27 protein-coding genes and 1 pseudogene are annotated in these 24225 nt (G+C 66.0%); 14 read left to right on the top strand and 14 right to left on the bottom strand.

Features of this window, described 5'->3' with window-relative positions; all coding sequences use genetic code 11:
• The first annotated feature begins 21 nt into the window (after positions 1–21).
• From plsY to VIR62_RS01115, 6 genes and pseudogenes are all read left to right on the top strand, one after another.
• A complete protein-coding gene (plsY, locus tag VIR62_RS01140) occupies positions 22–639 on the top strand; it encodes a glycerol-3-phosphate 1-O-acyltransferase PlsY (RefSeq protein ID WP_431867970.1) in 618 nt (205 codons plus the stop codon).
• Positions 632–834, top strand: a pseudogene (locus VIR62_RS01135) (hypothetical protein). The gene plsY and the pseudogene VIR62_RS01135 overlap by 8 nt, the downstream one beginning before the upstream one ends.
• A gap of 14 nt (positions 835–848) precedes the next feature.
• A complete protein-coding gene (locus tag VIR62_RS01130) occupies positions 849–1187 on the top strand; it encodes a hypothetical protein (RefSeq protein ID WP_431867968.1) in 339 nt (112 codons plus the stop codon).
• Between the two features lie 70 nt (positions 1188–1257).
• Positions 1258–3798 (top strand): type I DNA topoisomerase, encoded by a 2541-nt coding sequence (topA, locus tag VIR62_RS01125; protein ID WP_431867966.1) that lies wholly within the window; start codon positions 1258–1260, stop codon positions 3796–3798.
• Positions 3795–4007, top strand: a complete 213-nt coding sequence (locus VIR62_RS01120; protein WP_431867964.1) for a hypothetical protein — start codon at positions 3795–3797, stop codon at positions 4005–4007. Before topA ends, VIR62_RS01120 begins: the two co-directional genes overlap by 4 nt.
• 14 nt (positions 4008–4021) lie before the next feature.
• Positions 4022–4516 carry an FKBP-type peptidyl-prolyl cis-trans isomerase gene (locus VIR62_RS01115; RefSeq protein ID WP_431867962.1) on the top strand — a complete coding sequence of 165 codons (495 nt, stop codon included), beginning with the start codon at positions 4022–4024 and terminating at the stop codon, positions 4514–4516.
• A gap of 1 nt (position 4517) precedes the next feature.
• Here the strand turns inward: VIR62_RS01115 and VIR62_RS01110 are convergent, their stop codons facing one another.
• From VIR62_RS01110 to ubiE, 7 genes are all read right to left on the bottom strand, one after another.
• Positions 4518–5276 (bottom strand): HesA/MoeB/ThiF family protein, encoded by a 759-nt coding sequence (locus VIR62_RS01110; protein ID WP_431867960.1) that lies wholly within the window; start codon positions 5274–5276, stop codon positions 4518–4520.
• Between the two features lie 3 nt (positions 5277–5279).
• On the bottom strand, positions 5280–5531 hold the full coding sequence (locus VIR62_RS01105; RefSeq protein WP_431867958.1) for a hypothetical protein: 252 nt from the start codon (positions 5529–5531) through the stop codon (positions 5280–5282).
• 146 nt (positions 5532–5677) lie between these two features.
• Positions 5678–6115, bottom strand: a complete 438-nt coding sequence (dut, locus tag VIR62_RS01100; protein ID WP_431867956.1) for a dUTP diphosphatase — start codon at positions 6113–6115, stop codon at positions 5678–5680.
• Positions 6112–6573, bottom strand: a complete 462-nt coding sequence (locus VIR62_RS01095; RefSeq protein WP_431867954.1) for a DoxX family protein — start codon at positions 6571–6573, stop codon at positions 6112–6114. Before VIR62_RS01095 ends, dut begins: the two co-directional genes overlap by 4 nt.
• Positions 6574–7758 (bottom strand): bifunctional phosphopantothenoylcysteine decarboxylase/phosphopantothenate--cysteine ligase CoaBC, encoded by a 1185-nt coding sequence (coaBC, locus tag VIR62_RS01090; protein WP_431867952.1) that lies wholly within the window; start codon positions 7756–7758, stop codon positions 6574–6576.
• 4 nt (positions 7759–7762) lie between these two features.
• The gene (gene ubiB, locus VIR62_RS01085; RefSeq protein WP_431867951.1) at positions 7763–9295 is read right to left on the bottom strand and encodes a 2-polyprenylphenol 6-hydroxylase; all 1533 of its coding nucleotides are present in this window, start codon (positions 9293–9295) and stop codon (positions 7763–7765) included.
• Positions 9292–10020, bottom strand: coding sequence for a bifunctional demethylmenaquinone methyltransferase/2-methoxy-6-polyprenyl-1,4-benzoquinol methylase UbiE (ubiE, locus tag VIR62_RS01080; RefSeq protein ID WP_431867949.1), 729 nt, complete (start codon positions 10018–10020; stop codon positions 9292–9294). Before ubiE ends, ubiB begins: the two co-directional genes overlap by 4 nt.
• A gap of 61 nt (positions 10021–10081) precedes the next feature.
• Between ubiE and mutM the strand changes: the two genes are divergently transcribed.
• The 3 genes from mutM (at position 10082) to dnaA (ending at position 13094) form a co-directional block, all read left to right on the top strand.
• Entirely contained in the window at positions 10082–10894 is an 813-nt protein-coding gene (gene mutM / locus VIR62_RS01075) for a bifunctional DNA-formamidopyrimidine glycosylase/DNA-(apurinic or apyrimidinic site) lyase (protein WP_431867947.1), read from the top strand.
• Between the two features lie 116 nt (positions 10895–11010).
• Positions 11011–11274: a 30S ribosomal protein S20 gene (gene rpsT / locus VIR62_RS01070; RefSeq protein WP_431867946.1), complete on the top strand. Its 264-nt coding sequence runs from the start codon at positions 11011–11013 to the stop codon at positions 11272–11274.
• Between the two features lie 407 nt (positions 11275–11681).
• Complete coding sequence (dnaA, locus tag VIR62_RS01065; RefSeq protein ID WP_431867944.1) at positions 11682–13094, top strand: chromosomal replication initiator protein DnaA; 1413 nt, start codon at positions 11682–11684, stop codon at positions 13092–13094.
• A 58-nt stretch (positions 13095–13152) separates the two neighbouring features.
• Here dnaA and VIR62_RS01060 read toward each other — a convergent pair whose 3' ends face one another.
• The 4 genes from VIR62_RS01060 to secB form a co-directional block, all read right to left on the bottom strand.
• Positions 13153–13812, bottom strand: coding sequence for a DUF4136 domain-containing protein (locus VIR62_RS01060; protein WP_431867942.1), 660 nt, complete (start codon positions 13810–13812; stop codon positions 13153–13155).
• A gap of 99 nt (positions 13813–13911) precedes the next feature.
• Positions 13912–14910 (bottom strand): tryptophan--tRNA ligase, encoded by a 999-nt coding sequence (gene trpS / locus VIR62_RS01055; protein WP_431867941.1) that lies wholly within the window; start codon positions 14908–14910, stop codon positions 13912–13914.
• The gene (gene murJ / locus VIR62_RS01050; protein WP_431867939.1) at positions 14910–16484 is read right to left on the bottom strand and encodes a murein biosynthesis integral membrane protein MurJ; all 1575 of its coding nucleotides are present in this window, start codon (positions 16482–16484) and stop codon (positions 14910–14912) included. The genes trpS and murJ overlap by 1 nt, the downstream gene beginning before the upstream one ends.
• Positions 16485–16512: 28 nt before the next feature.
• On the bottom strand, positions 16513–17034 hold the full coding sequence (gene secB, locus VIR62_RS01045; protein ID WP_431867937.1) for a protein-export chaperone SecB: 522 nt from the start codon (positions 17032–17034) through the stop codon (positions 16513–16515).
• Positions 17035–17200: 166 nt separating this feature from the next.
• Between secB and VIR62_RS01040 the strand changes: the two genes are divergently transcribed.
• From VIR62_RS01040 to VIR62_RS01025, 4 genes are all read left to right on the top strand, one after another.
• A complete protein-coding gene (locus VIR62_RS01040) occupies positions 17201–17866 on the top strand; it encodes a Tim44/TimA family putative adaptor protein (protein ID WP_431867935.1) in 666 nt (221 codons plus the stop codon).
• A 267-nt stretch (positions 17867–18133) separates the two neighbouring features.
• Positions 18134–19153, top strand: a complete 1020-nt coding sequence (gene mltA / locus VIR62_RS01035) for a murein transglycosylase A (protein ID WP_431867933.1) — start codon at positions 18134–18136, stop codon at positions 19151–19153.
• Positions 19154–19280: 127 nt separating this feature from the next.
• A complete protein-coding gene (locus tag VIR62_RS01030; protein WP_431867931.1) occupies positions 19281–19670 on the top strand; it encodes a Smr/MutS family protein in 390 nt (129 codons plus the stop codon).
• Between the two features lie 124 nt (positions 19671–19794).
• Positions 19795–21450 carry a putative bifunctional diguanylate cyclase/phosphodiesterase gene (locus VIR62_RS01025; protein WP_431867929.1) on the top strand — a complete coding sequence of 552 codons (1656 nt, stop codon included), beginning with the start codon at positions 19795–19797 and terminating at the stop codon, positions 21448–21450.
• Here VIR62_RS01025 and dapE read toward each other — a convergent pair.
• A complete protein-coding gene (gene dapE, locus VIR62_RS01020; RefSeq protein WP_431867928.1) occupies positions 21447–22583 on the bottom strand; it encodes a succinyl-diaminopimelate desuccinylase in 1137 nt (378 codons plus the stop codon). The two genes, VIR62_RS01025 and dapE, sit on opposite strands and share 4 nt — an antisense overlap.
• A 47-nt stretch (positions 22584–22630) precedes the next feature.
• Here dapE and VIR62_RS01015 point away from each other — a divergent pair, with 47 nt between their 5' ends.
• Positions 22631–23080: a cupin domain-containing protein gene (locus VIR62_RS01015; RefSeq protein WP_431867926.1), complete on the top strand. Its 450-nt coding sequence runs from the start codon at positions 22631–22633 to the stop codon at positions 23078–23080.
• Here VIR62_RS01015 and VIR62_RS01010 read toward each other — a convergent pair.
• Positions 23074–23553 (bottom strand): nuclear transport factor 2 family protein, encoded by a 480-nt coding sequence (locus VIR62_RS01010; protein ID WP_431867924.1) that lies wholly within the window; start codon positions 23551–23553, stop codon positions 23074–23076. The two genes, VIR62_RS01015 and VIR62_RS01010, sit on opposite strands and share 7 nt — an antisense overlap.
• The gene (locus VIR62_RS01005) at positions 23550–24215 is read right to left on the bottom strand and encodes a glutathione S-transferase family protein (RefSeq protein ID WP_431867922.1); all 666 of its coding nucleotides are present in this window, start codon (positions 24213–24215) and stop codon (positions 23550–23552) included. The genes VIR62_RS01010 and VIR62_RS01005 overlap by 4 nt, the downstream gene beginning before the upstream one ends.
• Positions 24216–24225 lie beyond the last annotated feature (10 nt).

The following is a 24225-nucleotide window of genomic DNA, read 5'->3' as shown; positions in this document are numbered from 1 at the left end:
GTGTTTTCGGGGATTGTTCCGGTGACTGTATCCACGCTGGCGGAGCCGCTGCTGTCTTTGCTGCTCGGCTACATTCTGGGCTCGATCCCCTTCGGCGTGCTGCTGACGCGGCTGACCGGAGCAGGAGATCTGCGGTCGATCGGCTCCGGCAGTATCGGCGCGACCAACGTGCTGCGGACCGGCCGCAAGGGCCTCGCCGCGCTTACCTTGCTGCTCGACGGTGCCAAGGGCGTGGTGGCCGTACTGCTCGTGCGGGAATTCTTTCCCGGCCATGAGCAAATGGCGGCGCTCGCCGCGCTGATCGGCCATCTCTATCCCGTGTGGCTCCACTTCCGGGGCGGGAAGGGCGTCGCCACATTCTTCGGGCTGATGGTGGCGCTGCATTGGGAATCGTCGGTCTTTTACGCGGCGATCTGGCTCGGAATGCTGGCGCTGACGCGTTTCTCCTCCGTCGCCGGAGTGACAGCGGCGCTCATGGCTCCTCTCGCCGCGGCCGCCTTCGGGAAATTCGACCTGGTGCTCCTTTATCTCGGTGCTGCGCTCCTTGTCCTCTGGAAGCACCGCGGCAATCTGGAGCGGCTGATGGCTGGGACGGAACCCCGGGTCGGGGGCGAACGGGGCAAAGCGCCAGATGCTTGAGCCGTCCGCGTCGGAAGACCAGATCGCGCGGCTCCGGCTGATTCGATCCGACAATATCGGGCCGGTCACCTATTCCAGCTTCTCGCCCGCTTCGGCTCGGCGACCGCAGCGCTGGACGCGATTCCGGACCTAGCGGCGCGGGGCGGCGGGCGGGCACCGAAGCGCGCCGAGGGTTGTCGTCGAGCGCGAGGTTGAAGCCGACGCGAAGCTTGGCGCCCGCTACCGCGCAAGGTTGTAACCAGCTCATTCGCGAGGGGGCGATCCTGGTCCAGAATGCCGAGGATGTGATGGAAACGATCCGGCCTTTCCATCTCCGGCCCCTGGCCCAGAAGAGCCTCGATTATGACGGTCCGGCGGCGGCTTCCGACGCCAGCGAGAGCGAGCGCCGCGCCATTATCGACCTGCTCAGCCCAACGCCGACGCCTGTCGATGAAGTGCTCCGCCAGTCCGGCCTCGCACCGACCATCGTCCAGACAATCCTGCTCGAACTGGAACTGGGCGGGCGGCTCGAGCGTCACGCCGGCGGCAGGGTGAGCCTCGTCGGCTGATTGCGCTTGACGGCGGCTCGCCGGCCTCACCACCCTACGCGTACACGCATGAAGGACAATTGATCGCCCTATGAAGCTCGTCGTCGTCGAATCTCCGGCCAAGGCCAAAACCATCGAAAAATATCTGGGCGGGGGCTATCGGGTCCTCGCCTCGTACGGCCATGTCCGCGACCTGCCGCCCAAGGACGGGTCGGTCGATCCCGACCAGGGCTTCGCCATGGAATGGGAGACCTATGGCGACAAGGCGAAGCAGCTCAAGTCGATCACCGACGAGGCCAGGAAGGCCGACAGCCTGATCCTCGCGACTGATCCCGACCGCGAGGGCGAGGCGATCAGCTGGCATGTCCAGGAGGTGCTAGCGAAGCGCAAGGCGCTGCCCGCCCATGTCGAGCGGGTGACCTTCAACGCGATCACCAAATCGGCCGTCACCGAGGCGATGACGAAACCGCGCGCGCTCGACGAGGATCTGATCGATGCCTACCGCGCCCGCCGGGCGCTCGACTATCTCGTCGGCTTTACCCTCTCGCCGGTTTTGTGGCGCAAGCTTCCCGGCGCCAAGTCGGCCGGCCGGGTGCAATCGGTGTCGCTCCGCCTGATCGTCGATCGCGAGCGCGAGATCGAGCTGTTCCGGGCACAGGAATATTGGAGCGTCTCTGCGACCTTGGAGGCGGACGGGACGGAGTTCCTGGCGCGTCTCGTCCGATTCAAGGGCGAGAAGGTCGACCGGCTCAGCATCGGCGACGAAGGCACCGCCATGGCCGCGAAGACGGCGGTCGAGGCCGGTCGCTTCACCGTCCAGTCGGTCGAGACCAAGCCGCTCACCCGCAATCCGCCGCCGCCCTTCACCACCTCCACCTTGCAGCAGGAGGCGGCGCGCAAGCTCGGTTTCTCCGCCAGCCACACGATGCGCATCGCCCAGCAGCTCTACGAGGACGGCGCCATCACCTACATGCGGACCGACGGCGTCGACATGGCGCCGGAAGCGATCTCCGGCGCGCGGCGGGCGATCGCGACACGCTACGACGCCGGCTACGTGCCGGACAAACCGCGCGTCTACACCACCAAGGCTAAGAATGCGCAGGAGGCGCACGAGGCCATCCGTCCCACCGATTTCGGCCGCGACCGCGCCGGATCGGGCGACCATGCCCGGCTCTACGCACTGGTCTTCAAGCGGGCTCTCGCTAGTCAGATGGCTTCGGCGCGGCTCGAGCGCACCACCGTCGAAATGACAGACGGTACCGGCCAGACGGCGCTCCGCGCTACGGGCCAGGTCGTGCTCTTCCCCGGCTTCCTCGCTCTGTACGAGGAAGGCCGGGACGACGATCAGGATGAGGAAAGCCGCCGCCTGCCGCGCCTGGGCGAAGGCGATGCGCCGGCCAAGAAAGCAGTCCATGCCGAGCAGCATTTCACCCAGCCGCCGCCCCGCTATTCCGAAGCGAGCCTGGTCAAGAAGATGGAGGAATTGGGCATTGGCCGCCCCTCCACCTATGCGGCGACGCTCCAGACGCTCAAGGATCGCGACTATGTCACGGTGGAGAAGAACCGCTTCTTCCCGGCAGAGAGCGGGCGGCTGCTGACCGCTTTCCTTGAGCGCTTCTTCGAACGCTATGTATCCTATGATTTCACTGCCCATCTCGAGGACGAGCTGGACGACATCTCCGGCGGCCGGGCGGAGTGGCAGAAGGTGCTCGAAGCCTTCTGGCGCGACTTCAAGCCCAAGACCGCCGAGATCATGGAGCAGAAGCCGTCGGAGATCACCGCGGCGCTCGACGAGTTCCTCACGCCTTTCCTGTTCCCGGACAAAGGCGACGGCAGCGATCCGCGCCTCTGTCCCGCTTGCGGAGAGGGGCGCCTGGCGCTGCGCGGGGGGCGCTACGGGGCCTTCGTCGCCTGCTCCAACTATCCGGAATGCAAGTTCACCCGCCGCTTCGCTCAGGGCGGCGAGGGCGGAGCGGAAGACAATGGCCCGGCAATTCTCGGCCAGCATCCCGAGACCGGCGAGGACATCACCCGCAAGAGCGGCCGCTTCGGGCCCTATATCGAGATGGGAAGCGGCAAGGAGGCGAAGCGTTCATCGATCCCCAAGGACGCCGGCGAGCTCGATCTCGACCTGGCGGTGAAGCTGCTGTCGCTGCCCCGCACGATCGGCAATCACCCGGAAACGGGCAACCCGATCACCGCCAGCATCGGCCGCTACGGCCCCTATCTCGCCCATGACGGCAAATATGCGAAGCTGGCCTCGACCGGAGAGGTGTTCGAAACCGGCATGAACACCGCGGTCGCCAAATTGGCCGATGCAGCGAACAGCAAGGGCCAGGCGCGCGGTTCGCGCGAGCCCCTGAAGGTGCTCGGCGCCCACCCGCGAACCGAGGCGGAGATTCGGTTGATGGAAGGGCGCTACGGCCCCTACGTCACCGACGGCACGACCAACGCGACCCTGCCGAAGAGCCTCGCGCCCGACGCGCTGACCCTAGAGGAAGCGGCCCAATTGATCGACGACCGCGCCGCCAAGGGGCCGGCGAAGAAGAAGGGTCGGGCCAAGAAATCTCCCGTGAAGAAGAGTGCAGGAAAAAAGGCACCGGCCAGGAATGCTGCCGCCAAGAGGGGTTGACGCCGAACGTGTGCTCGGAAGGATGGTGCGACGCCGAGGCTCGATTGTCGCCCGACGGCAAGACGCTCTATTTCAGCAGCGAACGGCTCTCGCCCGCGCATCCGAACGAGGGCGAAGAGGGCTGGAACAACGGCAAGTATAATATCTGGTCGATCGGGCTTGACGACGCGCGCATGGCCGCCTGGCGCCAGGCTTCGATCAGCGAATAAGGGAGACGGCATTCATGACGGGTTTGAAATCCATGTGGGCGGCCGTGGCTGCGGCCGGGCTGGTCTCCGTCATCGCGATCGCTCAAGTGCCCGAAGCACCCTTGAAGAAGGATGCCGAATGGCACAATCAGCAGGCCCTCTACCTGCTTGAGCTGAAAAGCGAAGATGACTGGCGTACAACACCGAGCGGGCTTCGCTACCGCCGCGTCAAGGAAGGGCTCGGCGACGCGCGGCCGAGCCCGACGGATACCGTCACCATCCACTATACCGGCACGTTCATCGACGGCACCGAGTTCGACAGCTCCGTCTCGCGCGGCGAGCCGGCGACCTTCCCGCTGCCGAAGCTCATCAAGGGCTGGCAGGAAGGCGTGCCGCTGATGACGGTCGGCGACACCTACGAGTTCGCCATCCCCTACCACCTTGCCTATGGCGCCAAGGGCAAGGGACCCATACCCGGCGGCGCGACCTTGTTGTTCACGATCGAGCTGATCGGCATCGGCGGTCAGTAGGCTAACGAGCGCCGCAGGTCTTGCAAGCGGGATCCTTCGCGATGCGGATGGTGCGCATCTTTGGGGTGATCCCATCGAAGATGTGGAGCTTGCCGGCCTGATCGGGGCCGAAGCCGACGATCTGACGGACGGCTTCCATCGCGGCCCAGCCTCCCATGATGCCGGCCATCGCACCGAGCACGCCCAGCTCCGAGCAGCTGTCGCAATCGTCGGCATCGAAGGCATCGCCGACGAAGCAGCGGTAGCAGGGCAGGTCCGGCTCCCATCCCCGGAAGGTGCCGATCTGCCCCTGGAACTGGCCGAGGGCCGCCGAGACCAGCGGAATTCGTAAGCGCGTGCAGGCGTCGGCGACGGCCAGACGCGTCGCGAAATTGTCGGAACCGTCGACCACGATATCGGCGCCGGACAGTAGTTCTTCTGCATTGTCGGCGCCGATCCGTTCACGGACCGCATGGGCCTGCGCATCCGGATTGAGAGCGACGGCCACGGCTGCCGCGCGTTCGGCCTTGGGCGCACCTACATCGACGGTCGCGAACAGGGTCTGGCGTTGGAGGTTCGACAGGGTCACGACATCGTCGTCGATGATCGTCAGCCGGCCCACCCCGCCGGCGGCGAGATACTGGATGACGGGCGATCCGATGCCTCCCGCGCCGATCACGGCCACATGGGAAGAAAGCAGCTTCTTTTGCCCTTCGCCGCCGATCTCGCGAAGCACGATGTGCCGGGCATAACGGTCAAGCTGGGCGTCGGTGAGCTGCATTACCTACCACGAATATAATATCCGAGTACGGAACCAGCTTGGCTCCGGTCCGGGTCCTGCCACCGCGATCCCCTCGCTTATGCGCCTTACCGTCTCAGCCGTGTAAGCCTCGACCGACGGGCACACCACGTCAGCCGGAATCGTCGCGAGTATTTCTCCGCCGGTGGCGACGAGTACGGCCACCTTGACGTTGATCTCGCGGTGTCCGTCATCCGCGACCGGCACATTGCACCGGCCGTCCCGCTGTTCCCTCATGACAAAGCGCGTTAGTCGCGCTCTGAATTTGGGTTGTTCGGTGTGCTTGAGCTGGGGGAGCGTGTTCCAGTCGTGCGGGAGGGGCGGTTGCCCTGTGCCAGTCACAGCCTGCAGCATAAGGGCGAGATGAATAATGCTCATCATGGCTACATTCCGGTCGAGCCGAACCCGCCGGCTCCGCGCGTCGTGTCGTCGAGGCTTGCGACTTCGGCGAAGGCGGCGCGCTGGACGGGCGCCGGCACGAGTTGGGCGATGCGCTCGCCGCGCGCGATCTCGAATGGTTCGGCGCCCAAGTTGGCAAGAATGACCTTTACCTCGCCCCGATAATCGCTGTCGATCGTGCCGGGCGTGTTGAGGCAGGTGATGCCGTGTTTCAGGGCGAGGCCCGAACGGGGTCGTACCTGCACTTCATAGCCATGTGGGATCGCGATGGCGAAGCCGGTCGCTACCGCGTGGCGCGCGCCGGGCGCGAGAGTCAGCTCCTCCGCGGCCACCACGTCGAGTCCGGCGGCGTGTTCCGTGGCGTAGGTAGGAAGGGGCAGGCCCTCGCCATGGGGCAGGCGCTTTACCTGTATGTCGATCATCGATCCTCGCCTGACGCAATCTTTGCGTCGAGCGCGTAGCGGCCCGGGCCGAGCGTCGCAAACAGGAATCCCAGGAAGATCAGGATCAGCGCCGGCCACCAGCCTGGGAAAGGCTCCGGCCAGTGCACCATCCAGCCTGGGAAAGGCTCCGGCCAGTGCACCATCCAGACCGCGATGATGAAGACGAAGGTGGCGACGAGGCCGGCCCAGCGGGTGAGGTCCAGGATGAAGGCGATGCCGCACAGAAACTGCGCCCAGACGCAGAGCGGCGCCATCAACTCGGGCGCGGGGAAGCCGAACTGGGTCAGGAATTCCACGAACTCCCGCATCCGCGCGGCGCTGAAGATATTGTCGTGGCTTTGATAGATGAGGAAGGCGCCGGTCACCCAGCGAAGCGCCAGAAGGCCGAGGTCGCCCAGGCGCGACAACGGCGAGAGCAGCAGCAAATCGGTCCGCATCTATCCCCCCAGTTCGTCGGCGATCCTCGCGGCGAGGCGGCGGGCCACCTCCTCTTTGGGTGCCCGCTCCCAGCTTTCCGTGCCCTCGCCCGTGATGAGGTGCACCGTGTTGCTGTCGCCGCCCATCACATCGCCCGACACGTCGTTGGCGACGATCCAGTCGCAGCCTTTTCGGACGCGCTTGGCGCTGGCGGTTTCGACGACATTCTCCGTCTCGGCCGCGAAACCGATAAGGAGGCGCGGGCGGCTTGCGCTCTTGGCGAGGCCTGCGAGAATGTCGGGATTGGGCCCCCAACTGAGGGTGGGCGGGCCGTCGCCTTTTTTGAGCTTGATGGGAGCGGGGTCCACGCGCCAGTCGGCGACGGCGGCGACCAGGACCGCCGCGTCTGCGGGAAGGGCGGCGGAAACGGCCGCCTCCATCTCGCGCGCCGTTTCGACGTCGATGCGATCCGCGCCGGCGGGCGTGGCAAGGCTCACCGGCCCCGCCACCAAGGTCACCTTGGCGCCAAGCGTCGCGAGCGCCTCGGCGATGGCGAACCCCTGCTTGCCCGAGGATCGGTTGGCGATCACGCGCACCGGATCGATAGGCTCATGGGTGGGGCCGGCGGTGACGATGACGTGCTTCCATGCCAACCGTCCGTTTGTCGGCACCAACGATACTTTGATGGCTTCGAGGATCACCTCAGGCTCCGGAAGGCGCCCCGGGCCATATTCGCCGCACGCCATCTCGCCTTCGTCCGGCTCCAGCACGGTGACGCTGTCGCGGCGAAGCAGCGCGACGTTCCGTTTCGTCGCCTCATGCTGCCACATGCGGACGTTCATCGCAGGCGCGGCGAGCACCTTCTTGTCGGTGGCGAGGAGGAGGGTGGTGGCGAGATCGTCGGCGATGCCAGCGGCCATCTTGGCCATCAGGTCGGCCGTGGCGGGACAGACGACGACGAGGTCCGCCGCCCGCGAGAGCTGGATATGACCCATCTCGACCTCGTCCTTGAGATCGAAGAGGCTGGTATAGACTTTGTTCTCGGACAGCGCCGCCAGGGTCATCGCGGTCACGAACTGCTGGCCGCCCTCGGTCAGCACGCACGTCACCTCGCCGCCCGCCTTGCGGATCAGCCGGACAAGCTCGCAAGCTTTGTAAGCCGCGATCCCGCCGCCGACGATGAGGAGGATGTGCTTTCCCCGCATGGCCTCAATCTAGGAACAAGACCGCCGCCGCGCCAGCCGCCGCCGCGAGCACCGCCGTCAGCATATAGCGCCAGACGCGGAAAGGCTGCACCACGACGATGTCCGGGAGCGGCGGCGGCGGTGGGGCGGCGCCGGGCGGCGGATAATGCGCTTCGATGCGGCGGATGAGGTCGGGGAGTTTTCTGAGCGTGCGGAAGTTGCGGATCAGCTCGTCGGCGACGGCTGCTTCGGGCCCCATCTCGCTTCGCAGCCATTCGCGCAGGAACGGCTCCGACGTCTTCCACATGTTGATGTCGGGATCGAGTGCGGTGGCGACGCCTTCCTCCATCACCATCGTCTTTTGCAGCAGCAAAAGGTGCGGCTGGGTCGGCATGTCGAAATCGCGGGTGATGGTGAAGAGGCCGTCCAGCATCTGGGCGACCGAGATGTCCTTGACCGGCAGGCCCCGGATCGGTTCGCCGACGGCGCGGAGCGCGGTGGCGAATTCCTCGACGCTATGATGGGGCGGGACATATTGCGCCTCGAAATGGATCTCGGCGACGCGGCGGTAGTTGCCGGTAAGAAGACCGTAGAGGATTTCGCCCAGCCACACCCGCGCCTGACGGTCGATCCGGCCCATGATGCCGAAGTCGATCGCGGCGAGGCGGCCGTCGGGAAGAGCAAACAGGTTTCCCTGATGAAGATCGGCGTGGAAGAAGCCGTCGACCACCGCCTGGCGCAGAAAGGCGCGGACGAGGATAGCAGCGAGTTCCTTCAGGTCATGGCCGGCGTCGATCAGTGCCTGGCGGTTCGTGAGCTTGATGCCGTCGATCCATTCGAGCGTCATCACGCGCCTGGCGCTGCGGGTCCAATCGATCTGGGGGACGTAGAAGCCGCTTTCCGCCTCCATGGCTTCGCGCAATTCGGACGCGGAGGCCGCCTCACGGCGCAGGTCCAGCTCGCGCATCGTCCATTGGCGGAAGGTGGCGACGACCAGGCGGGGGCGGAGGCGCGCCGCCTCGCCGCCCATCGCCTCGACCTGCGCGGCGGCCCATTCATAGGTGTCGATGGCGCGGGCGAAATCGTCTTCGATATTCGGCCGCAAGACCTTGATCGCGACGTGGCGGCCGTCGGTGGTGACGGCGCGGTGGACCTGGGCGATGGAGGCGGCGCCGATCGGCTCGGGGTCGATCTCGGAGAAGAGCTGGTCGATGGGTTTTTCCAGCGCCTGCTCGATGGCGGCTTTGATCTGGTCGAAGGGCGCGGGCGGGAGGCGATCCTGGAGGAGCTGGAGGTCATGCGCCGCCTCCTCGCCGACGAGATCGGGGCGCGTTGCTAGCGCCTGTCCGAACTTGATCGCGGCCGGGCCGATCTCCTGGAACGCCTCGCCATAGGTCGGCACCTTGGGCACGCGCGCGCCGAAGCGGGCGATGCGGGCGAGGCGGCGGACCGGCGGCGGCGTGTTGATGTCGTGCTCGATGCCGCGGAGAGCCCCGTGACGCGCCAGCACCCGGCCCCATCTGAGGAGCCGCCAGACATGAATCGCGGGAGCGGTCAAATCTTCCAGCCGCTGTGAATGGCGACCGCGCCGCCGAGGATGGGTTCAACGGTCACTTGAGCCAATCCGGCGCGTTCTATCATGCGCTTTAAGGTCGGCATGTCGGGAAAGCGGCGGATTGATTCGACGAGGTAGCGGTAGCTGTCCTCGTCGCGAGCGACCACCTTACCGATCCTGGGGACGACATCGTGGCTGTAGCGGTCGTAGATTTCCTTGAAGCCGGGCCAGGTGGACGTCGAGAATTCGAGGCACAGGAATCGCCCGCCGATGCGCAGCACGCGGTGCGCCTCGGCCAGCGCCTTGTCGATATGCGTCACGTTCCGGATACCGAAGGCGATCGTGTAGGCATCGAACGTCTGATCGGGGAAGCTCAACTCCTCGGCATTCTCCTCCGCCCAGAGCAGGCCTTCGATGCCGCGCCGTTTCGCCCGTTCCTGCCCGACAGCCAGCATTTCCGGATTGATGTCGGCGACGGTCACCTGGGCGCCGCGCTCGGCAATGCGGAAGGCGATGTCGCCCGTGCCGCCGGCCATATCCAGGATATGCTGGCCCGGCCTCGGCTTCAGTTTCCGGACGAACTGGTTCTTCCAGACGCGGTGCATGCCGACGGACATGAAGTCGTTCATCAGGTCATAGCGCGAGGCGACGTTGGAGAAGACGCCGCGCACCCGGCGCGTCTTTTCCGCGGGGGGCACGTCCTCGTAACCGAAAGAAACCTTGTCCATGGCGCGTGCCTCTAGCAGGGGATGATCATGATGTGCAGTCACGATCTCATGCCGAAACGACATGCCTGAGCTCCCCGAGGTCGAAACCACGGTGAGGGGACTTGTTCCCGTGCTGGAGGGGCTGCGGCTGGTGTCGGTCGAGGCGCGGCGGGCGGATCTGCGTTACGCCTTCCCGCCCGATCTTCGCCAGCGGCTGACGCGTGCGAAGGTGATAGGGCTCGGCAGGCGGGCCAAATATGGGCTGATCGATACCGATCGGGGCGACACGCTCATCTTCCACCTCGGCATGTCCGGCAAGTGGCGGATCGATCCCGGGGAGATCGGAACGCACGACCATCTCGTGCTCGAGACCGAGGAGGGAAGGCGGCTCGCCCTTAACGATCCGCGCCGTTTCGGCTCGATCGACATCATTCCCACCGAGGCGCTGGGCCGCTTCCCGGCCTTCGCCAAAATGGGGCCGGAGCCGCTCGGCGACGCTTTCTCGGCCCGCTATCTCGCCGAAGCGCTGGAGGGGAGGAGCGCGCCGATCAAGGCGCTGCTGCTCGATCAGCGGATCGTGGCGGGCCTCGGCAATATCTATGTCTGCGAGGCGTTGCACATGGCGAAGGTCGCGCCGGGCCGCGCCAGCGGGCGGATATCAAAGCCGCGACTCGCCGCGTTGGTGGACGCGATAAGGACGGTGCTTGTTTCGGCCATCGAGGCCGGCGGCTCATCGCTCCGCGATTATGCCCGCCCGAATGGAGACCTCGGCTATTTTTCCAGCCAATGGCGCGTATACGGGCGCGAAGGAGAGGCCTGCCTGTGCGGCGCGCCGATTCGCCGGAGGACCGAGGGCGGTCGATCGACCTTCTATTGCGCCGCTTGCCAGCGCTAGACGGTTGACCATCCGCCTCTTCGTGCGTAGAGAGCGCGCCTGACCGGTGCGGGCCCCGATTCCGCGCCGTTTTCATTTTACCGATATCTTCTGTTTCGAGACGAGGGCAATTGACGATGGCGAACACGCCGCAAGCAAAGAAACGCATCCGCCGCAACGATCGCCGGGCGGAGGTCAACGGCGCGCGCGTCAGCCGCATCCGCACCTTCGTGAAGCAGGTCGAGGCCGCGCTCGCCGCCGGCGACAAGGATCAGGCCAGGGCCGCCTTCCAGAAAGTGCAGCCGGAGCTGGCCCGCGGAGTCGCCAAGGGCGTTTTCCACAAGAACACCGCGGCGCGGAAAATCTCCCGCCTGTCGAAGCGCGTCGCCGCCCTCGGCTGAGCACCTTTCCCGTACTGAAACACATGACCCGCCGGCTCATGCCGGCGGGTCTTTTTTCGGCCTTTTGCGAACGAAGAATGAACCCCTAGGATTCCCGGCGATTCGCGGTCGTGCGGCAGTATCGTTACAATTTGAAGACACTGAAAAGCCGCTGATTTTCGCGGTTTTCCGCGCCGGGCGCCCTTTTGCGTGTCAACCGCCTTTATTTCTCCCAGATCAAATTTTCACCGTTGATCGAGCGCCGATCAAGCCCCTACAACACTCATTCCGGCGGACGAATCTCCAACGGAACAAGACGGCAAGACGACGTTCCGAGTCGGCGACACTGAAGGGTGTTCGCCGGGGAGAGAATCGCTTGCCCAGCACATGGCCGCGGCGGAGCGGTAGGCAATCGAGGGGGTGCTCGCGTGAACCATACGCCAGCCAGTGGGGGAGCTTTAGCCATCGAGACCGACGCGGCCGATCCTGTCGCTGAGGCGTGGGAGCAAATTCGCGGCGGCCTTCGTCGCGACTGCGGCGCCCGCACCTTCGACGGCTGGCTGCGGCCGATCGCCCTGGGTGGATTCGACCCGGCGTGCGGGACGGTACGCCTCGAGCTTCCGTCGCAGTTCATGGCGGACTGGGTCCAGACCCATTTCGCGGAGCGACTCGCGCTCGCCTGGCGGGGGATGCTTCCGGCCGTGCGTCACGTCAGCGTCGGCGTTGGCGCCAATGCGCAGCGCAGCGCCGTGCTGGCCGATATTCCGGCGGCGCCCGAGCCGAGGCTGGAATCTGCCGAAGGTCCGGAAGAGCTCTATGCCGCCTCGCTTGAGCCGCGCTATCGGTTCGAGACTTTCGTCGTCGGCAAGGCCAACGAAGTCGCGTTCAACGCCGCGCGCACCCTTGCCACGGCCGAGAATGTCGCGTTCAACCCACTCTTCCTCCACGGCGGTACCGGGCGCGGCAAGACGCACCTGCTGCACGCCATCGGCCACGAATTCCGGGCTCGGCGTCCGGGCGCGAAGATCATCTACATGTCGGCCGAGAAGTTCATGGTCGAGTTCGTCGCCGCGCTCCGCGCCAACGAGACGATACGGTTCAAGCAGCAGCTGCGCTCCGCTGATCTCCTCATGATCGACGACGTCCAGTTCATCGCCGGCAAGGAATCGACCCAGGAAGAATTCTTTCACACGATGAACGAGATCATCTCGGCCGGACGGCGGCTGGTGATCAGCTCCGACCGGGCGCCGCAGGATCTGGACGGCATAGAGCCGCGCATCCTCTCGCGCCTCAGCTGGGGTCTCGTCGCCGACATCAACGCCGCCGACCTCGAGCTTCGCCTCAACATCATCATCAAGAAGCTCGAGGCGCTGCCGGATGTGAAGGTGCCGCAGGAAGTGGTGATGTTCCTCGCCAAGAGGATCAGCTCCAACGTGCGCGAGCTGGAGGGCGCGCTCAACCGCATCGCCGCATATGCGGCGATGAGCGGCCGCGCGATCGACCTCGACTTCTGCAACGAGGTTTTGGCCAACATCCTGCGCGCCAATCAGCGCCGGATCTCGATCGACGAGATCCAGGGCCGGGTGTCGGACCATTATCGCATCCGCAAGGCCGAAATGACCTCGGCTCGCCGCGCGCGTGAGGTCGCCCGGCCGCGCCAGGTGGCGATGTATCTCTCCAAGCAGTTGACTCCCCGGTCACTACCCGAGATTGGGCGGCGCTTCGGCGGTCGCGACCACACCACCGTGATCCACGCCGTTCGCCAGATCGAGAAATTGCGGCAGAGCGACGCCGAGCTCGACGCCGATATCCGCCTTCTGACGCGCCAGTTGGAAAGTTAGGGCGGGGGCCGATGGGAAGGGGAGAGACGGTCCGCCGCCTCTCCCCTTCTTTTTGCGCCTAGCGCTCTTCGGGCGGCGGGACCGTGATCTTCACCGTCTCGCCAGAGCGGCCGGGGAAGCCGGTGAACATCGCTTCGATGAGGTTCGGGACGAGCGCCTGGAGTTGGTCGGTCCGTGAGCGGGCCTGGGCCGTGCCCTCGAACAGCGACTGTCCATCGGCGGCGCGCCGGATGTGCATGTCCACGAAGCTCGTAAAGACGGTGTACGTGTCCACGTCATAGGCGAGCGGGCGGTACCAGAAGGGATCGTGCCATCCATAGAAGAAGGGATGGGAGCGATGGCCGAAATAGCCCCAGCGCGAATAGAACGGGTCGTAGAAACCGCCATAGCCGAAGCGACTGGCGGGCCAGGTCCGCACGGCGGTGCGGCCATTGTCGACGCCATAATCGAGCGTCACCACCAACGTCGCGGCCTCGGGCGACGGCGCCTGGCTATAGCCCTCCGCGATCAGGTTGCGGCGGACGAGATCGGCATATTGGGAGAATTCCAGCCCGCCCCGATCCTCGGGATCGGCGGCCTGGATGACGAAGCTCTGGCCCTGCGGCGCGGGCATGGCCTGGAAGCGCGAAACCTGGGCGGGAAAGCCGGTCGCGCAGGCGCTGAGCGCCAGCAGTGCCGCTGGCGCGGCGAGGGCGAGGATTTTCTTGGAAAGGGACATCGGGTGGTGGCCTTTCGAAAACGGCGATTACACTTTGTACAGAAGTGCTTATCCTAACATCATTGTCGCTGAATGGTTGCTGAAGGGTGACGAGTCGAGTCAGCGGCCGATCGGCAACCCCAGGGCCTGGTAAGCCGCCGCGAGCGTCGGGCGTGCCAGCATCGCCGCCTGTCCGGAACCGCGCTCGAGTATCCGATCGATTTCGTCGGGATGAGCCATCAGCTCGCCCAGCCTGGCCCTGATCGGTCGCAGGGCTTCGATAGCCAGCTCGGCGAGCGCCGGCTTGAACGCGCCGAAACCCTGCCCGGCGAATTCGCTCAGCACCTCCTGCGTCTCGCGTCCGGCCAGCGCCGCATAGATGCCGACGAGGTTCTTCGCCTCAGGCCGCGAATCGAGCCCTTCGAGAGTTTCCGGCAAGGGTTCGGGATCGGTCTTCGCCTTGCGGACCTTCTGCGCGATGGTGTCGCTGTCGTCGGTGAGGTTGATGCGGCTCATGTCGGACGGGTCGGACTTGGACATCTTCGCCGCGCCGTCCCTCAGCGACATGATACGCGCGGCGGTATCGCCGATCAGTGGCTCCGGGAGGGTGAACAGCTCGACGCCATAGTCGGCATTGAATTTGGTGGCGATGTCCCGGGCCAGCTCCAGATGCTGCTTCTGGTCCTCGCCGATAGGCACATGGGTTGCCTGGTACAGGAGGACGTCCGCGGCCTGGAGCACCGGGTAGGCGTAAAGGCCGACGCTGACGCCTTCGCGGTTCTTGCCTGATTTCTCCTTGAACTGGGTCATCCGGTTGAGCCAGCCGACCCGCGCGGTACAGTTCAGCAGCCAGGCGAGCTCGGCATGGGCCGGAACGCGCGCCTGGTTGAACAGGATCGCCTTTTCGGGATCGATGCCGCAGGCGATCAGGGTCGCTGCGGCCTCGCGAATGGTGGCGGCGAGCTGGGCGGGGTCGTTATAGACGGTGATCGCGTGCAGATCGGCGAGGAAGATCAGGCACTCGGTCTCGTGCTGCATCTCCGCCCAGCGCTTGATCGCGCCGAGATAATTGCCGAGATGCGGATTGCCCGTCGGCTGGATTCCGGAAACGACGCGCATCAGGCGGCCGCCTTTCGGCTCTTGAGCATGTTCAATTTCTCCCGGTCGACGGCGCCAATGAGGAACGCGGTGCCGAAATAGACCAACGCCCCGGCGCCGACCAGCGTCGCGATGGCGATCGCGCGCTCGAAGATCGAACCGGAGAACCAGGGCCAGAACCAGGCCCGGAGCGGCCAGAGCGCCGCGACCATCAGCGCCGTGGCGACAAGCTGGCGCAGCAGCCGTCCGCCGAGCACGGCGTCGATCCGGTAATGGTCGCGCCGGACGAGGATCGCATAGAGCAGCAGGCTGTTGAGCCAGGCGCCGACGGCGGTCGCACCGGCAAGGCCGACGATGCCGAAGCGTTCGATGAAGAAGGCGTTGAACAGCACGAAGACGAGCAAGGCGGCGATCGCGGCATAAACCGGCGTCCGCGTGTCCTTGCGCGCGAAATAGGACGGGGTCAGCACTTTGATCAGCACATAAGCAGGGAGACCCGTGACCAGCGCGACGACGACATTGGCGGTGATGGTCGCATCGGCGGCGTTGAAGCGGCCGCCGAGGAAGAAGGCGTTGACGAACGGCGCAGCGCACACCGCCAGCGCGGCGGCGGCGGGAAGGGTGAGCAGCATCGCCAGCTCGATCGCATTGGACTGAATTCGATCCGCGCCCTTGCGGTCCTCGCTCCCGATATAGCGGGACAACATTGGCAGGATCGCCGTGCCGAGGGCGATGCCGATGATGCCGAGCGGAAGCTGGTTCAGCCGGTCGGCGAAATTAAGGTAGCTCAGCGATCCGTTGGGCAGCCGCGTGACGAAGAACAGCTGGACCAGCTGGTTGATCTGATAGACGCCGGCGCCGAACACGGCCGGCACAATGATGATGCCGAGCTCCTTCACCTCCGGCGTCAACCGCGGACGGTGAAGGGTGAGCCGGATGCCGGCGCGATGCGTCCAGAACCAGAGCCAGAGGAGCTGAAGGACGCCGCCGATCGCGACCGCGATGGCGAGGACGTAGGCTACAAGCTCGTCATTGCCCGTGCCGGCGCGCCAGTGGTCGCCCAGCAGCAGCGCGACGATCAGCACTAGGTTGAGCAGGATAGGGAAGGAGGCTCCGGGCGCGAAGCGTGAGAGGGAATTGAGGATGCCGGCGAGGAGCGAGACGAGGCTGATGAGCAGGATATAGGGGAAAGTGATCTGGGCCAGCGCGACGGTCAGCTCGAACTTTCCGGGAACGTCCTGATATTCGCTCGCCATCACCCAGATGACGCCCGGCATGGCGATCTCGACGAGGGCGGTGAAACCGATCAGCAGCGGCACGAACACCGACAAGACGTTGCTGCTGAATTCCTCGGCCGACGCCTGACCGCCTTCCCCATGAAGGCGCCGGCTGAACATTGGCACGTAAGCCGATGAAAAGGCGCCTTCCGCGAACAGCCGCCGGAAGATGTTGGGTAACTGGAAGGCGAGCAGGAAGGCGTCGGACGCCGTGCCGGGACCCAGGACGCGGGCGAGGATCATGTCGCGCGCGAAGCCGGCGATGCGGCTGACCATGGTCAGGCCGCCGATCGTGCCGGTGGCTTTGATAAGGCTCATCGCGCCTCGTGCTCGCCCGGGTTCAGGCTCAGGCCTGGCCGACGACTTCCGTGGGCTGGCCGCCGGACGATTCCGCCTGGAGCTGGGCCGCGCGCTGCATGTAAAGCGCTCCGAAATCGATCGGATCGAGCCTGAGCGGCGGGAAGCCGCCATCCTGAACGGCGCTGTCGATAACCTGGCGGGCGAAGGGAAAAAGGAGCCGGGGCGCTTCGGCGAGCAGGAACGGCTGGAGCTGCTCCTCGGGGATGTTGCGAAGCGCGAACAGGCCTGCATAGACCAGCTCGACCTGGAAGGCGGTACGGTCGTCGGACTGGGCCGTTACCTCGATTCTCAGCACGACTTCGTGAACGTCGTCGCCGACCTTCTGCGAGCCGATGTTGAACTGCACCTCGATCTTCGGCTGGGTCTGCCACTGGTAGACGGCCGGAGCGTTGGGATTCTCGAAGGACATGTCCTTCACATATTGAGAGATCACGCCGACCTGGGGGGCGGTATCGCCGCCGTTCGTCGCCTGATCCTGCTCGTCCGTAACGCTTCTTACCTCGGCCATTTTTCGATTGCCTTCATGGATGTGGAAAGGTGTCGCGCCCGAAGGCCGCAACCGTCGGCGCGCGGGTAGCAGGCGTGGGGGACTCGCGCAACATGCGGGCGACAAGCCCCCGCGGCGGAGACGGTATTTGAATCGTGGACCCTTCGGGCCTATGTAGGCGTTGGATTTGACGGAGAGACATTGCGTGACGGTCGAGATTGTCCTGCTGGCGCTGGTGGCCCTGTTCGTGGGCCTGCGCCTCTATGCCGTCCTCGGCCGACGCACCGGACACGAGCAGCAGCCGGTAACCCGCCCTGAAACGGTGCCCGGCGCGGATCAGCCGGTCCCGGTGACCGATGTCGCGCCGGATCGCAATCAGAGCAGCGGCCTCGTCTATGAAGAAGCCGCGGCGGGCGGCATCCGCGCGATCGTCTCTGCCGATCCAGGCTTCGACGTCGCCCGCTTCCTCGAAGGCGCGCAGATGGCGTATCGCATGATCCTGGAAGCCTTCTGGAAAGCCGATCAGGACGAGCTGTCCGATCTGGTCGGCGAAGACGTCGGCGCCTCGTTCGCCCAGGCCATCGCCGATCGCGAGGCCGCGGGCCACAAGCTCGACAACCGCCTGGTCGCGATCGAACGCGCCATGATCGAGGATGCACGCCTCGACGGGCGCACGGCCACGATCACCGTCCGTTTCGACGCCGATATCGCGGCGGTGACCCGCAACCAGGAGGGCGAGGTCGTCGCCGGCTCGCTCAGCGACGCGGTCGAAACCCACGATGTGTGGACTTTCCGCCGCACGCTCGGCAGCGACGATCCCAACTGGCTGCTCGTCGAAACCGACGAGGCATAAGGGCAACACCGCTCGCCCGGCTTGGCCCGTCAGGCCAGCTTCTCCTTTCCCCGGCCCGGACCCCGCGGCTATAGTCCGCGGGTGCGGGATTCGGGCTCAAGACGCAGATTGGGGCGCAGGGCGCGCTTTACGGCGCTGGGGGCAGCGCTGGTCGCGCTCGCAAGCTGCGCCCCCACCGTCATTCCGCCGTCTCGCCCGCCAGCGCCTCCACCATCGCCTCCCGTCGCCCCGACCGCTCTCTCGGTGGGAGTCGGCGCCGGCCCGGCCGTGACCAGCCTCGGCATCACCCCGGCGTCGGCGGCCAAGGCGCTCGCCGCCTTCCAGATCAGCTGTCCTTCGCTGCTGCGACGCAGCGACGCCTCGGGGCTGACCCAGCCGGAAGACTGGTCGGCCGCCTGCGCCGCGGCGGCGCGATGGCCGGCGAGCCAGGCCGAAGCCTTCTTCCAGGGCTATTTCGAAACCGCGGAGGTCGGCGCCGGCGAGGCCTTCGCCACCGGCTATTTCGAGCCCCAGATCCTGGGATCGCGCGTTCGGCGGTCCGGCTATGAAGTGCCCGTCTACGCCAAGCCCGCCGATCTGCTTGAGGTCAATCCGCTGACCGGTGAGAAGGGCCGTGGCCGTCTCGAAAACGGCGACTATGTCCTTTATTACGACCGCGCCCAGATCGCCGACGGCGCGCTCGCGGGGCGCGGGCTCGAGATCGGCTGGGCCGCCGACCCGATCGACCTCTTCTTCCTCCACATCCAGGGCTCCGGCCGCCTGCTCCTGCCCGACGGCGGCGTGATGCGCATCGGCTATGCCGGCCAGAACGGACGCGATTATGTCGGGATCGGCCGGCTGATGAAGGAGCGGGGGCTGCTCGGTCCCGGCGAGACCAGCATGCAGGGCATCGTCGCCTGGCTTCGCGCCCACCCCGAGGAGGGGCGCGCGATCATGCGCGAGAACAAGAGCTACATCTTCTTCCGCGAGTTGACCGGACCGGGCCCGATCGGCGCGATGGGCCATCCGGTCACGCCGCGCGCCACCATCGCCGCCGATCCGAACTTCGTGCCACTGGGGGCGCCGGTGTTCCTCGCGGTCGACAAGCCGGTCGCTTCGGGCCTCTGGGTCGCCCAGGACACGGGCGGGGCGATCAAGGGCGCCAACCGCTTCGACACCTTCTGGGGCGCGGGCGCGGAGGCGAAGCGGATCGCCGGCGGCATGCAGGCCAATGGCGACGCCTATGTGCTTCTTCCCAAGGGAACGGTGTCCCGGCTTAATTCAGACTATGCGGCGTCTCGGCGCTGAGGAAAAGGCGCTGTGGGAGAAGGTGGTCGCGAGCGTTCGCCCTCTCCACGCGCACACGGGGGCGCCCGCTGACGAGCCGGCGTCGGTTTCGCCAGAGCCCCGGCGTGCGGCGACGCCGAAGGCGAGGGTGATTGCCAGGCCGGAGCCGCGAACGACGGCCCCGAAGCCGGGCGTCACCCTCGACGCGGGATGGGACCGCCGTCTCGGCGGCGGGCTGGTCCAGCCCGACATCGTCGTCGACCTGCACGGCCACAACCTCGCCAACGCTTACCATCTGCTCGACCTGAAGCTCGAACAGGCCGTGGCGATGGGCGCGCGGGTGATGCTGCTCATCACCGGCAAGCCGCCGACCGACGAGCGCCGGCCGGTCCAGAGAGGTGCGATACGCTCGGCCGTGGGTGACTGGCTCGCGGCCTCGCGACACGCCGCCCATATCGCGGCCGTGCGCAACGCCCATCCCCGGCATGGCGGGGCAGGCGCGCTCTACATCGTCCTTCGTCGACGCAGGAACGCATAGACGGAACGTTAAGGCCGCGCGGCTAAAAGTGAATCGTTGGGCAATCGAATATTTCGTACCCGCAACGAGACCGCGTCTGGAAACCTTTGGGACCATGAAGGAAAAGCTCCAGAGAATCAGTAATATGCTGCTGTCGTTATGCGCGGGCTTTGCGTCGTTCGCGTTCACGCTGGTGGCGGTGCTCATGATGCGGGATCTGGACGAGCAGATCGCCGCATCGCTCACCATGGGGCTGTTCGCGCTGCTTATCGTCTGGGTGGCGGCGGAAAGGCCCAATAGCGCGCACGCTCGCGCTGTCGCGGCGCTGATCGATCGGCTGCTCGCCGTCGATGCGGGGGACCTCACCTCTCCGGCGCCGGCCGCGGTCCGGAACGGGATGCCGGCGCTCGCGGCGGCGGTCGACAATTTGTTCGCGCAGGTCCGCTCCAACCTCGACAATGTCCATGTCATGGCGCTCTACGATCCGGTCACGGCGCTGCCGAACCGCATCCACTTCAAGCGCGAGGCCGATCGGCTCCTCAAGGCACGAGGGCCCGGTGAGCGGGTTGCGCTGCTCTTTATCGACCTCGACGGCTTCAAGGAGGTCAACGACAATCTCGGCCACGCGCAGGGCGATCACGTGCTGATCATGGTCGCCAATCGTCTTCGCGAGGTGGTGAAGGCGGAAGCGCGGGACGGCGCACCGGTACAGCCGCTGCTGGCCAGGCTGGCCGGCGACGAGTTTACATTGCTTTTCCCTGCCGTCGGCAACGCGCAGGAGGCGGAGCTGATCGCGGGACGTGCGCTCACCGCCCTCAACGAGCCTTACCAGATTGCCGAGCAGACGGTTCACATGGGCGCCTCGATCGGCGTCGCGATCGGCCCGCGTCATGGCGAGGACCTGACGAGCCTGATGAAAGCCGCCGACACGGCCATGTACGATGCCAAGGCGGCCGGGCGGTCGCGGGTGTCGCTCTTCCGGCCGGAAATGGCGGCGGCGGTCGAACAGAAGGTCATGACCGAGCGCGCCCTGCGCGAGGCGCTTGCCAAGGGCCAGTTCGAGCTCGCCTTCCAGCCGCAGGTCTGCGCGCGGACCGGCGCCGTGATCGCCGCCGAGGCGTTGTTGCGCTGGAACCACCCGACCGAGGGCATGCGGCTTCCCGGCAGCTTCCTCGGCGTCGCCGAGGAAAGCAGCCTGATGGTCGACATCGGCGACTGGGTGGTCGGGGAAGCCGTGGCGACGCTGCATCGCTGGCGGGCGGCGGGCATGACCCAGAGACTGACCTTCAACGTCAGTCCGCGTCAGGTCGATCGCCCCGATTTCTTCAGGCGCCTGCGCGAAACGCTGGCGAAGAGCGGACCGCCGCCCTGGCCGCTCGAGATCGAGTTCACCGAAACGCTCGCGATGAAGTGCGGCGACGCCGTGATCCTGGAGCTGGCGGCGCTGCGGGAAGAGGGCGTCACGATCGCCATCGACGACTTCGGATCAGGCTATTCCAATCTCTCGCGGATGAACGACATGCCGCTCGATCGGGTCAAGCTGGACCGCGGTCTTGTCCAGGGAGTCGACGTTTCGGACGGCGCGCGGACGATCGTCTCGGCGGTCATCCACCTCATCCACGGCCTCGGCTGCGAAGCGGTCGGCGAGGGCGTGGAGCGCGGCGAGCAACTCGACGTTCTTCGCGCCATAGGTTGCGACATCCTTCAGGGATTCGCCTTCGCGGAGCCGATGGGCGAGACCGAGTTCGTCGCCTGGGTGCGCGACAATGCGCCGAGGCGGCGGCTGCCGCGGATCGCTTAATCCCGGCCGAGCGCCGAACGGATCACCCGCCCGTAAATCGCCTGGAGGGTTCCCAGGTCCTGCACCGCGACGGCCTCGTCCAGCTTGTGCATCGTCGCGTTCGGAAGGCCGAATTCGATCACCGGGCAGAGTTTGGTGAGGAAGCGCGCGTCGGATGTGCCGCCGCTGGTCGAGAGGGCGGGGGTCAGGCCTGTTTCGGCCTGGATGGCATCGGTCACTATCTCCGACAGCGGCCCCGGCTCATTGAGAAAGGCCTCCCCGGAAATCCGGGCTTCGAAGCGCGCGCCTGGGGCGTGATCCTCGACAATCCCGCGCACCCGTTCGACCAGCTCCGGTCCGCGCTGGCGATCGTTGAAACGGATGTTGAGACGGGCATGCGCGTCGCCCGGGATGACGTTGCAGGCCGGATTGTCGACCTTGAGGTCGGTCACCTCAAGGTTAGACGGCTGGAACCATTCCGTGCCTTCGTCCAGCGGCATGGCTTCCAGCGCGGCGAGGATGCGGGCGAGGCGCGCGATCGGATTGTCGGCCAGGTGAGGGTAGGCGACATGCCCCTGCGTTCCCTTGACGTCGATCCAGATATTGACCGAGCCGCGCCGGCCGATCTTCACCGTATCGCCGAGGCGATGTTCCGAGGTCGGCTCGCCGATCAGGATCATGTCCGGCCGGATCGATCGCTCCGCCATCCATTCCATGATCGCGGCCGTCCCGAAGACGGCGGGGCCTTCCTCGTCGCCGGTGATGATGAAGCTGAGCGTGCCCGCATGATGGGAAACCTCGGCACAGGCGGCGACGAAGGCGGCGATGGCGCCCTTCATGTCGACGGCGCCGCGCCCATAGAGGAGATCGCCGCGTATCTCGGGCGTGAAGGCGTCGGACGACCAGCCGTTACCGGCGGGGACCACATCGATATGGCCGGCGAAGGCGAAATGCGGTGAGCCTCGCCCACGCGAAGCGAAGAGGTTCTCGACAGGGCCGTCCGGAGCGCTTCCGGAGAGGAAGCGGTGGACCTCGAAGCCGAGGTCCTGCAGCGCCTCGCCCAATATGGTGAGCGCGCCCGCCTCCTTCGGCGTGACGCTGGGGCAGGCGATGAGGCGGGCGGCGACGTCGACGGGATCGATTGCGGTCGTCATGGCCGGGGCCTAGCAAGGGCGCCGCGCCTTGCCCAGCGGAGTATGAGATGCCCAAGCTCGACCTCGACACGATCGAACCGACCAACCGGACCGGCTACCCCGAACCCTTCGCGTCGGATGTGGCCGGGCGCTGGTATCGCCGTATCGGCGACGCGGCGGAGTTCAAGGATTTCGGCGCCAGCCATGTCGTCCTGACGCCCGGCGCGACGTCCGCCCAGCGCCACTGGCATGAGGATGAAGACGAGCTCGTTATCATGCTGGCCGGCGAGGCCGTGCTGGTCGAGGATGACGGCCGCGAAACCATGCAGCCAGGCGACATCGCCATCTTTCCGATGGGCGCGGCCAACGGCCATCACCTCGTGAACGAGAGCGAGGCCGATTGCGCTTTTGTCGCCATTGGACGGCAAGGGACGGGCGTGGTCCACTATCCGGACATCGATCTGGTCTGGAACGGCCCGGCCCGCCGCTACGAACATAAGGACGGCAGCCCCTACTGAGAGGGCGCGCCCTCCGGAACCTTCGTCGCCTGGACATGGACGGCCTTCCATTCGCCATCGACGCGGCGGAAGGTGTCGGCGAAACGGATGCGGCTGGCGAAGCGCTCGCCGTTGGCGATGCCGCTGAGGACGACGTCACCGCCGACGATGCCGGCATCGGGACCGAGCGGCACGATGACCGGATCGACTATCTTTATCGGGTCGAAGGCAAGGTCGGGGTCGATGAAGCCGTCGATGAACTCCCTCTTTCCCTCCCGAACGCCGCCGCTCCCGACGAAGACGAAATCGTCGGCGATGAGACGTTCGAGCTCATCCCGGTTCTGTTCGATCTGCGCCTTGTCGAACCTGTCTCCAACCGCCCGAAGCGTCTCGCGCGAAACGTCGCCCGATGCCGAGGGTTCTCCCGAACAGGCAGCGAGCATCGCCGATCCGATCGCCATGGCCAGCACCTTTCTCTTTGTCAGTCTCATCATACCGCCGGCACCTCATATTGCTCGATGATCCAGGGTTCCTCCTGGGCCGCGTCGATCCATTCGCGCATCCAGGGATGGTCGAGGATCGCCTCGACATAGGTCGCGGCAAAGCGAGGCACGGCGATCGAGTAGGTGACAAACCGGGTGACGATCGGCGCGAACATGATGTCCACCGCGCCGAACGTGCCGAAGAGGTAAGGGCCGCCCTTGCCGTGCAGGGCGCGCGCCTGGGCCCATAGCTCCATGATGCGGACGATCTCGGCGTGCACATCCTGCGACAGTTCCGCGGCCGTATATTGCTTGCGCACGTTCATCGCGTAATCGCGGCGGAGGTTCTGGTAGCTCGAGTGCATCTCCGCCGCCATCGACCGGGCCATGCCGCGCGCGGCATCTTCGGTCGGCCAGTAGCGCGCGCGGTCGGTCTTGTCGGCCAGCCATTCGATGATGGCGAGGCTGTCCCAGATGACGGTCTTGTCGTCCCACAGGATCGGCACCTTGCCGCCCGACGGCGCGAACTCGTCTCCTTCGCGACGCCGGTTCCAGTCCTCGTCGAACATGGGAACGGTGATTTCCTCGAACGGCAGACCCGACTGCTTCACCGCCAGCCAGCCGCGCAGCGACCAGGACGAATAGGCCTTGTTGCCGATGATGAGCTTGAGCAAAGCGTCGTCT

The organism is Allosphingosinicella sp., from assembly GCF_036570505.1.
GTDB lineage: Bacteria > Pseudomonadota > Alphaproteobacteria > Sphingomonadales > Sphingomonadaceae > Allosphingosinicella.
This window is presented reverse-complemented; position numbering and strand designations above follow the sequence as displayed.

Excerpts from the sequence above, each read along its gene's own strand:
- ubiE (WP_431867949.1), bottom strand. The coding sequence starts at position 10,020 with ATGGACAAGGTTTCTTTCGGTTACGAGGACGTGCCCCCCGCGGAAAAG.
- murJ (WP_431867939.1), bottom strand. The coding sequence starts at position 16,484 with ATGAGCCTTATCAAAGCCACCGGCACGATCGGCGGCCTGACCATGGTC.
- VIR62_RS01010 (WP_431867924.1), bottom strand. The coding sequence starts at position 23,553 with ATGATGAGACTGACAAAGAGAAAGGTGCTGGCCATGGCGATCGGATCG.
- dut (WP_431867956.1), bottom strand. The coding sequence starts at position 6,115 with ATGATCGACATACAGGTAAAGCGCCTGCCCCATGGCGAGGGCCTGCCC.
- VIR62_RS01110 (WP_431867960.1), bottom strand. The coding sequence starts at position 5,276 with ATGCAGCTCACCGACGCCCAGCTTGACCGTTATGCCCGGCACATCGTG.
- rpsT (WP_431867946.1), top strand. The coding sequence starts at position 11,011 with ATGGCGAACACGCCGCAAGCAAAGAAACGCATCCGCCGCAACGATCGC.
- dapE (WP_431867928.1), bottom strand. The coding sequence starts at position 22,583 with ATGACGACCGCAATCGATCCCGTCGACGTCGCCGCCCGCCTCATCGCC.
- mutM (WP_431867947.1), top strand. The coding sequence starts at position 10,082 with ATGCCTGAGCTCCCCGAGGTCGAAACCACGGTGAGGGGACTTGTTCCC.
- VIR62_RS01115 (WP_431867962.1), top strand. The coding sequence starts at position 4,022 with ATGACGGGTTTGAAATCCATGTGGGCGGCCGTGGCTGCGGCCGGGCTG.
- secB (WP_431867937.1), bottom strand. The coding sequence starts at position 17,034 with ATGGCCGAGGTAAGAAGCGTTACGGACGAGCAGGATCAGGCGACGAAC.
- VIR62_RS01025 (WP_431867929.1), top strand. The coding sequence starts at position 19,795 with ATGCTGCTGTCGTTATGCGCGGGCTTTGCGTCGTTCGCGTTCACGCTG.
- VIR62_RS01105 (WP_431867958.1), bottom strand. The coding sequence starts at position 5,531 with ATGAGGGAACAGCGGGACGGCCGGTGCAATGTGCCGGTCGCGGATGAC.
- trpS (WP_431867941.1), bottom strand. The coding sequence starts at position 14,910 with ATGCGCGTCGTTTCCGGAATCCAGCCGACGGGCAATCCGCATCTCGGC.
- VIR62_RS01060 (WP_431867942.1), bottom strand. The coding sequence starts at position 13,812 with ATGTCCCTTTCCAAGAAAATCCTCGCCCTCGCCGCGCCAGCGGCACTG.
- VIR62_RS01095 (WP_431867954.1), bottom strand. The coding sequence starts at position 6,573 with ATGCGGACCGATTTGCTGCTGCTCTCGCCGTTGTCGCGCCTGGGCGAC.
- coaBC (WP_431867952.1), bottom strand. The coding sequence starts at position 7,758 with ATGCGGGGAAAGCACATCCTCCTCATCGTCGGCGGCGGGATCGCGGCT.
- VIR62_RS01015 (WP_431867926.1), top strand. The coding sequence starts at position 22,631 with ATGCCCAAGCTCGACCTCGACACGATCGAACCGACCAACCGGACCGGC.
- topA (WP_431867966.1), top strand. The coding sequence starts at position 1,258 with ATGAAGCTCGTCGTCGTCGAATCTCCGGCCAAGGCCAAAACCATCGAA.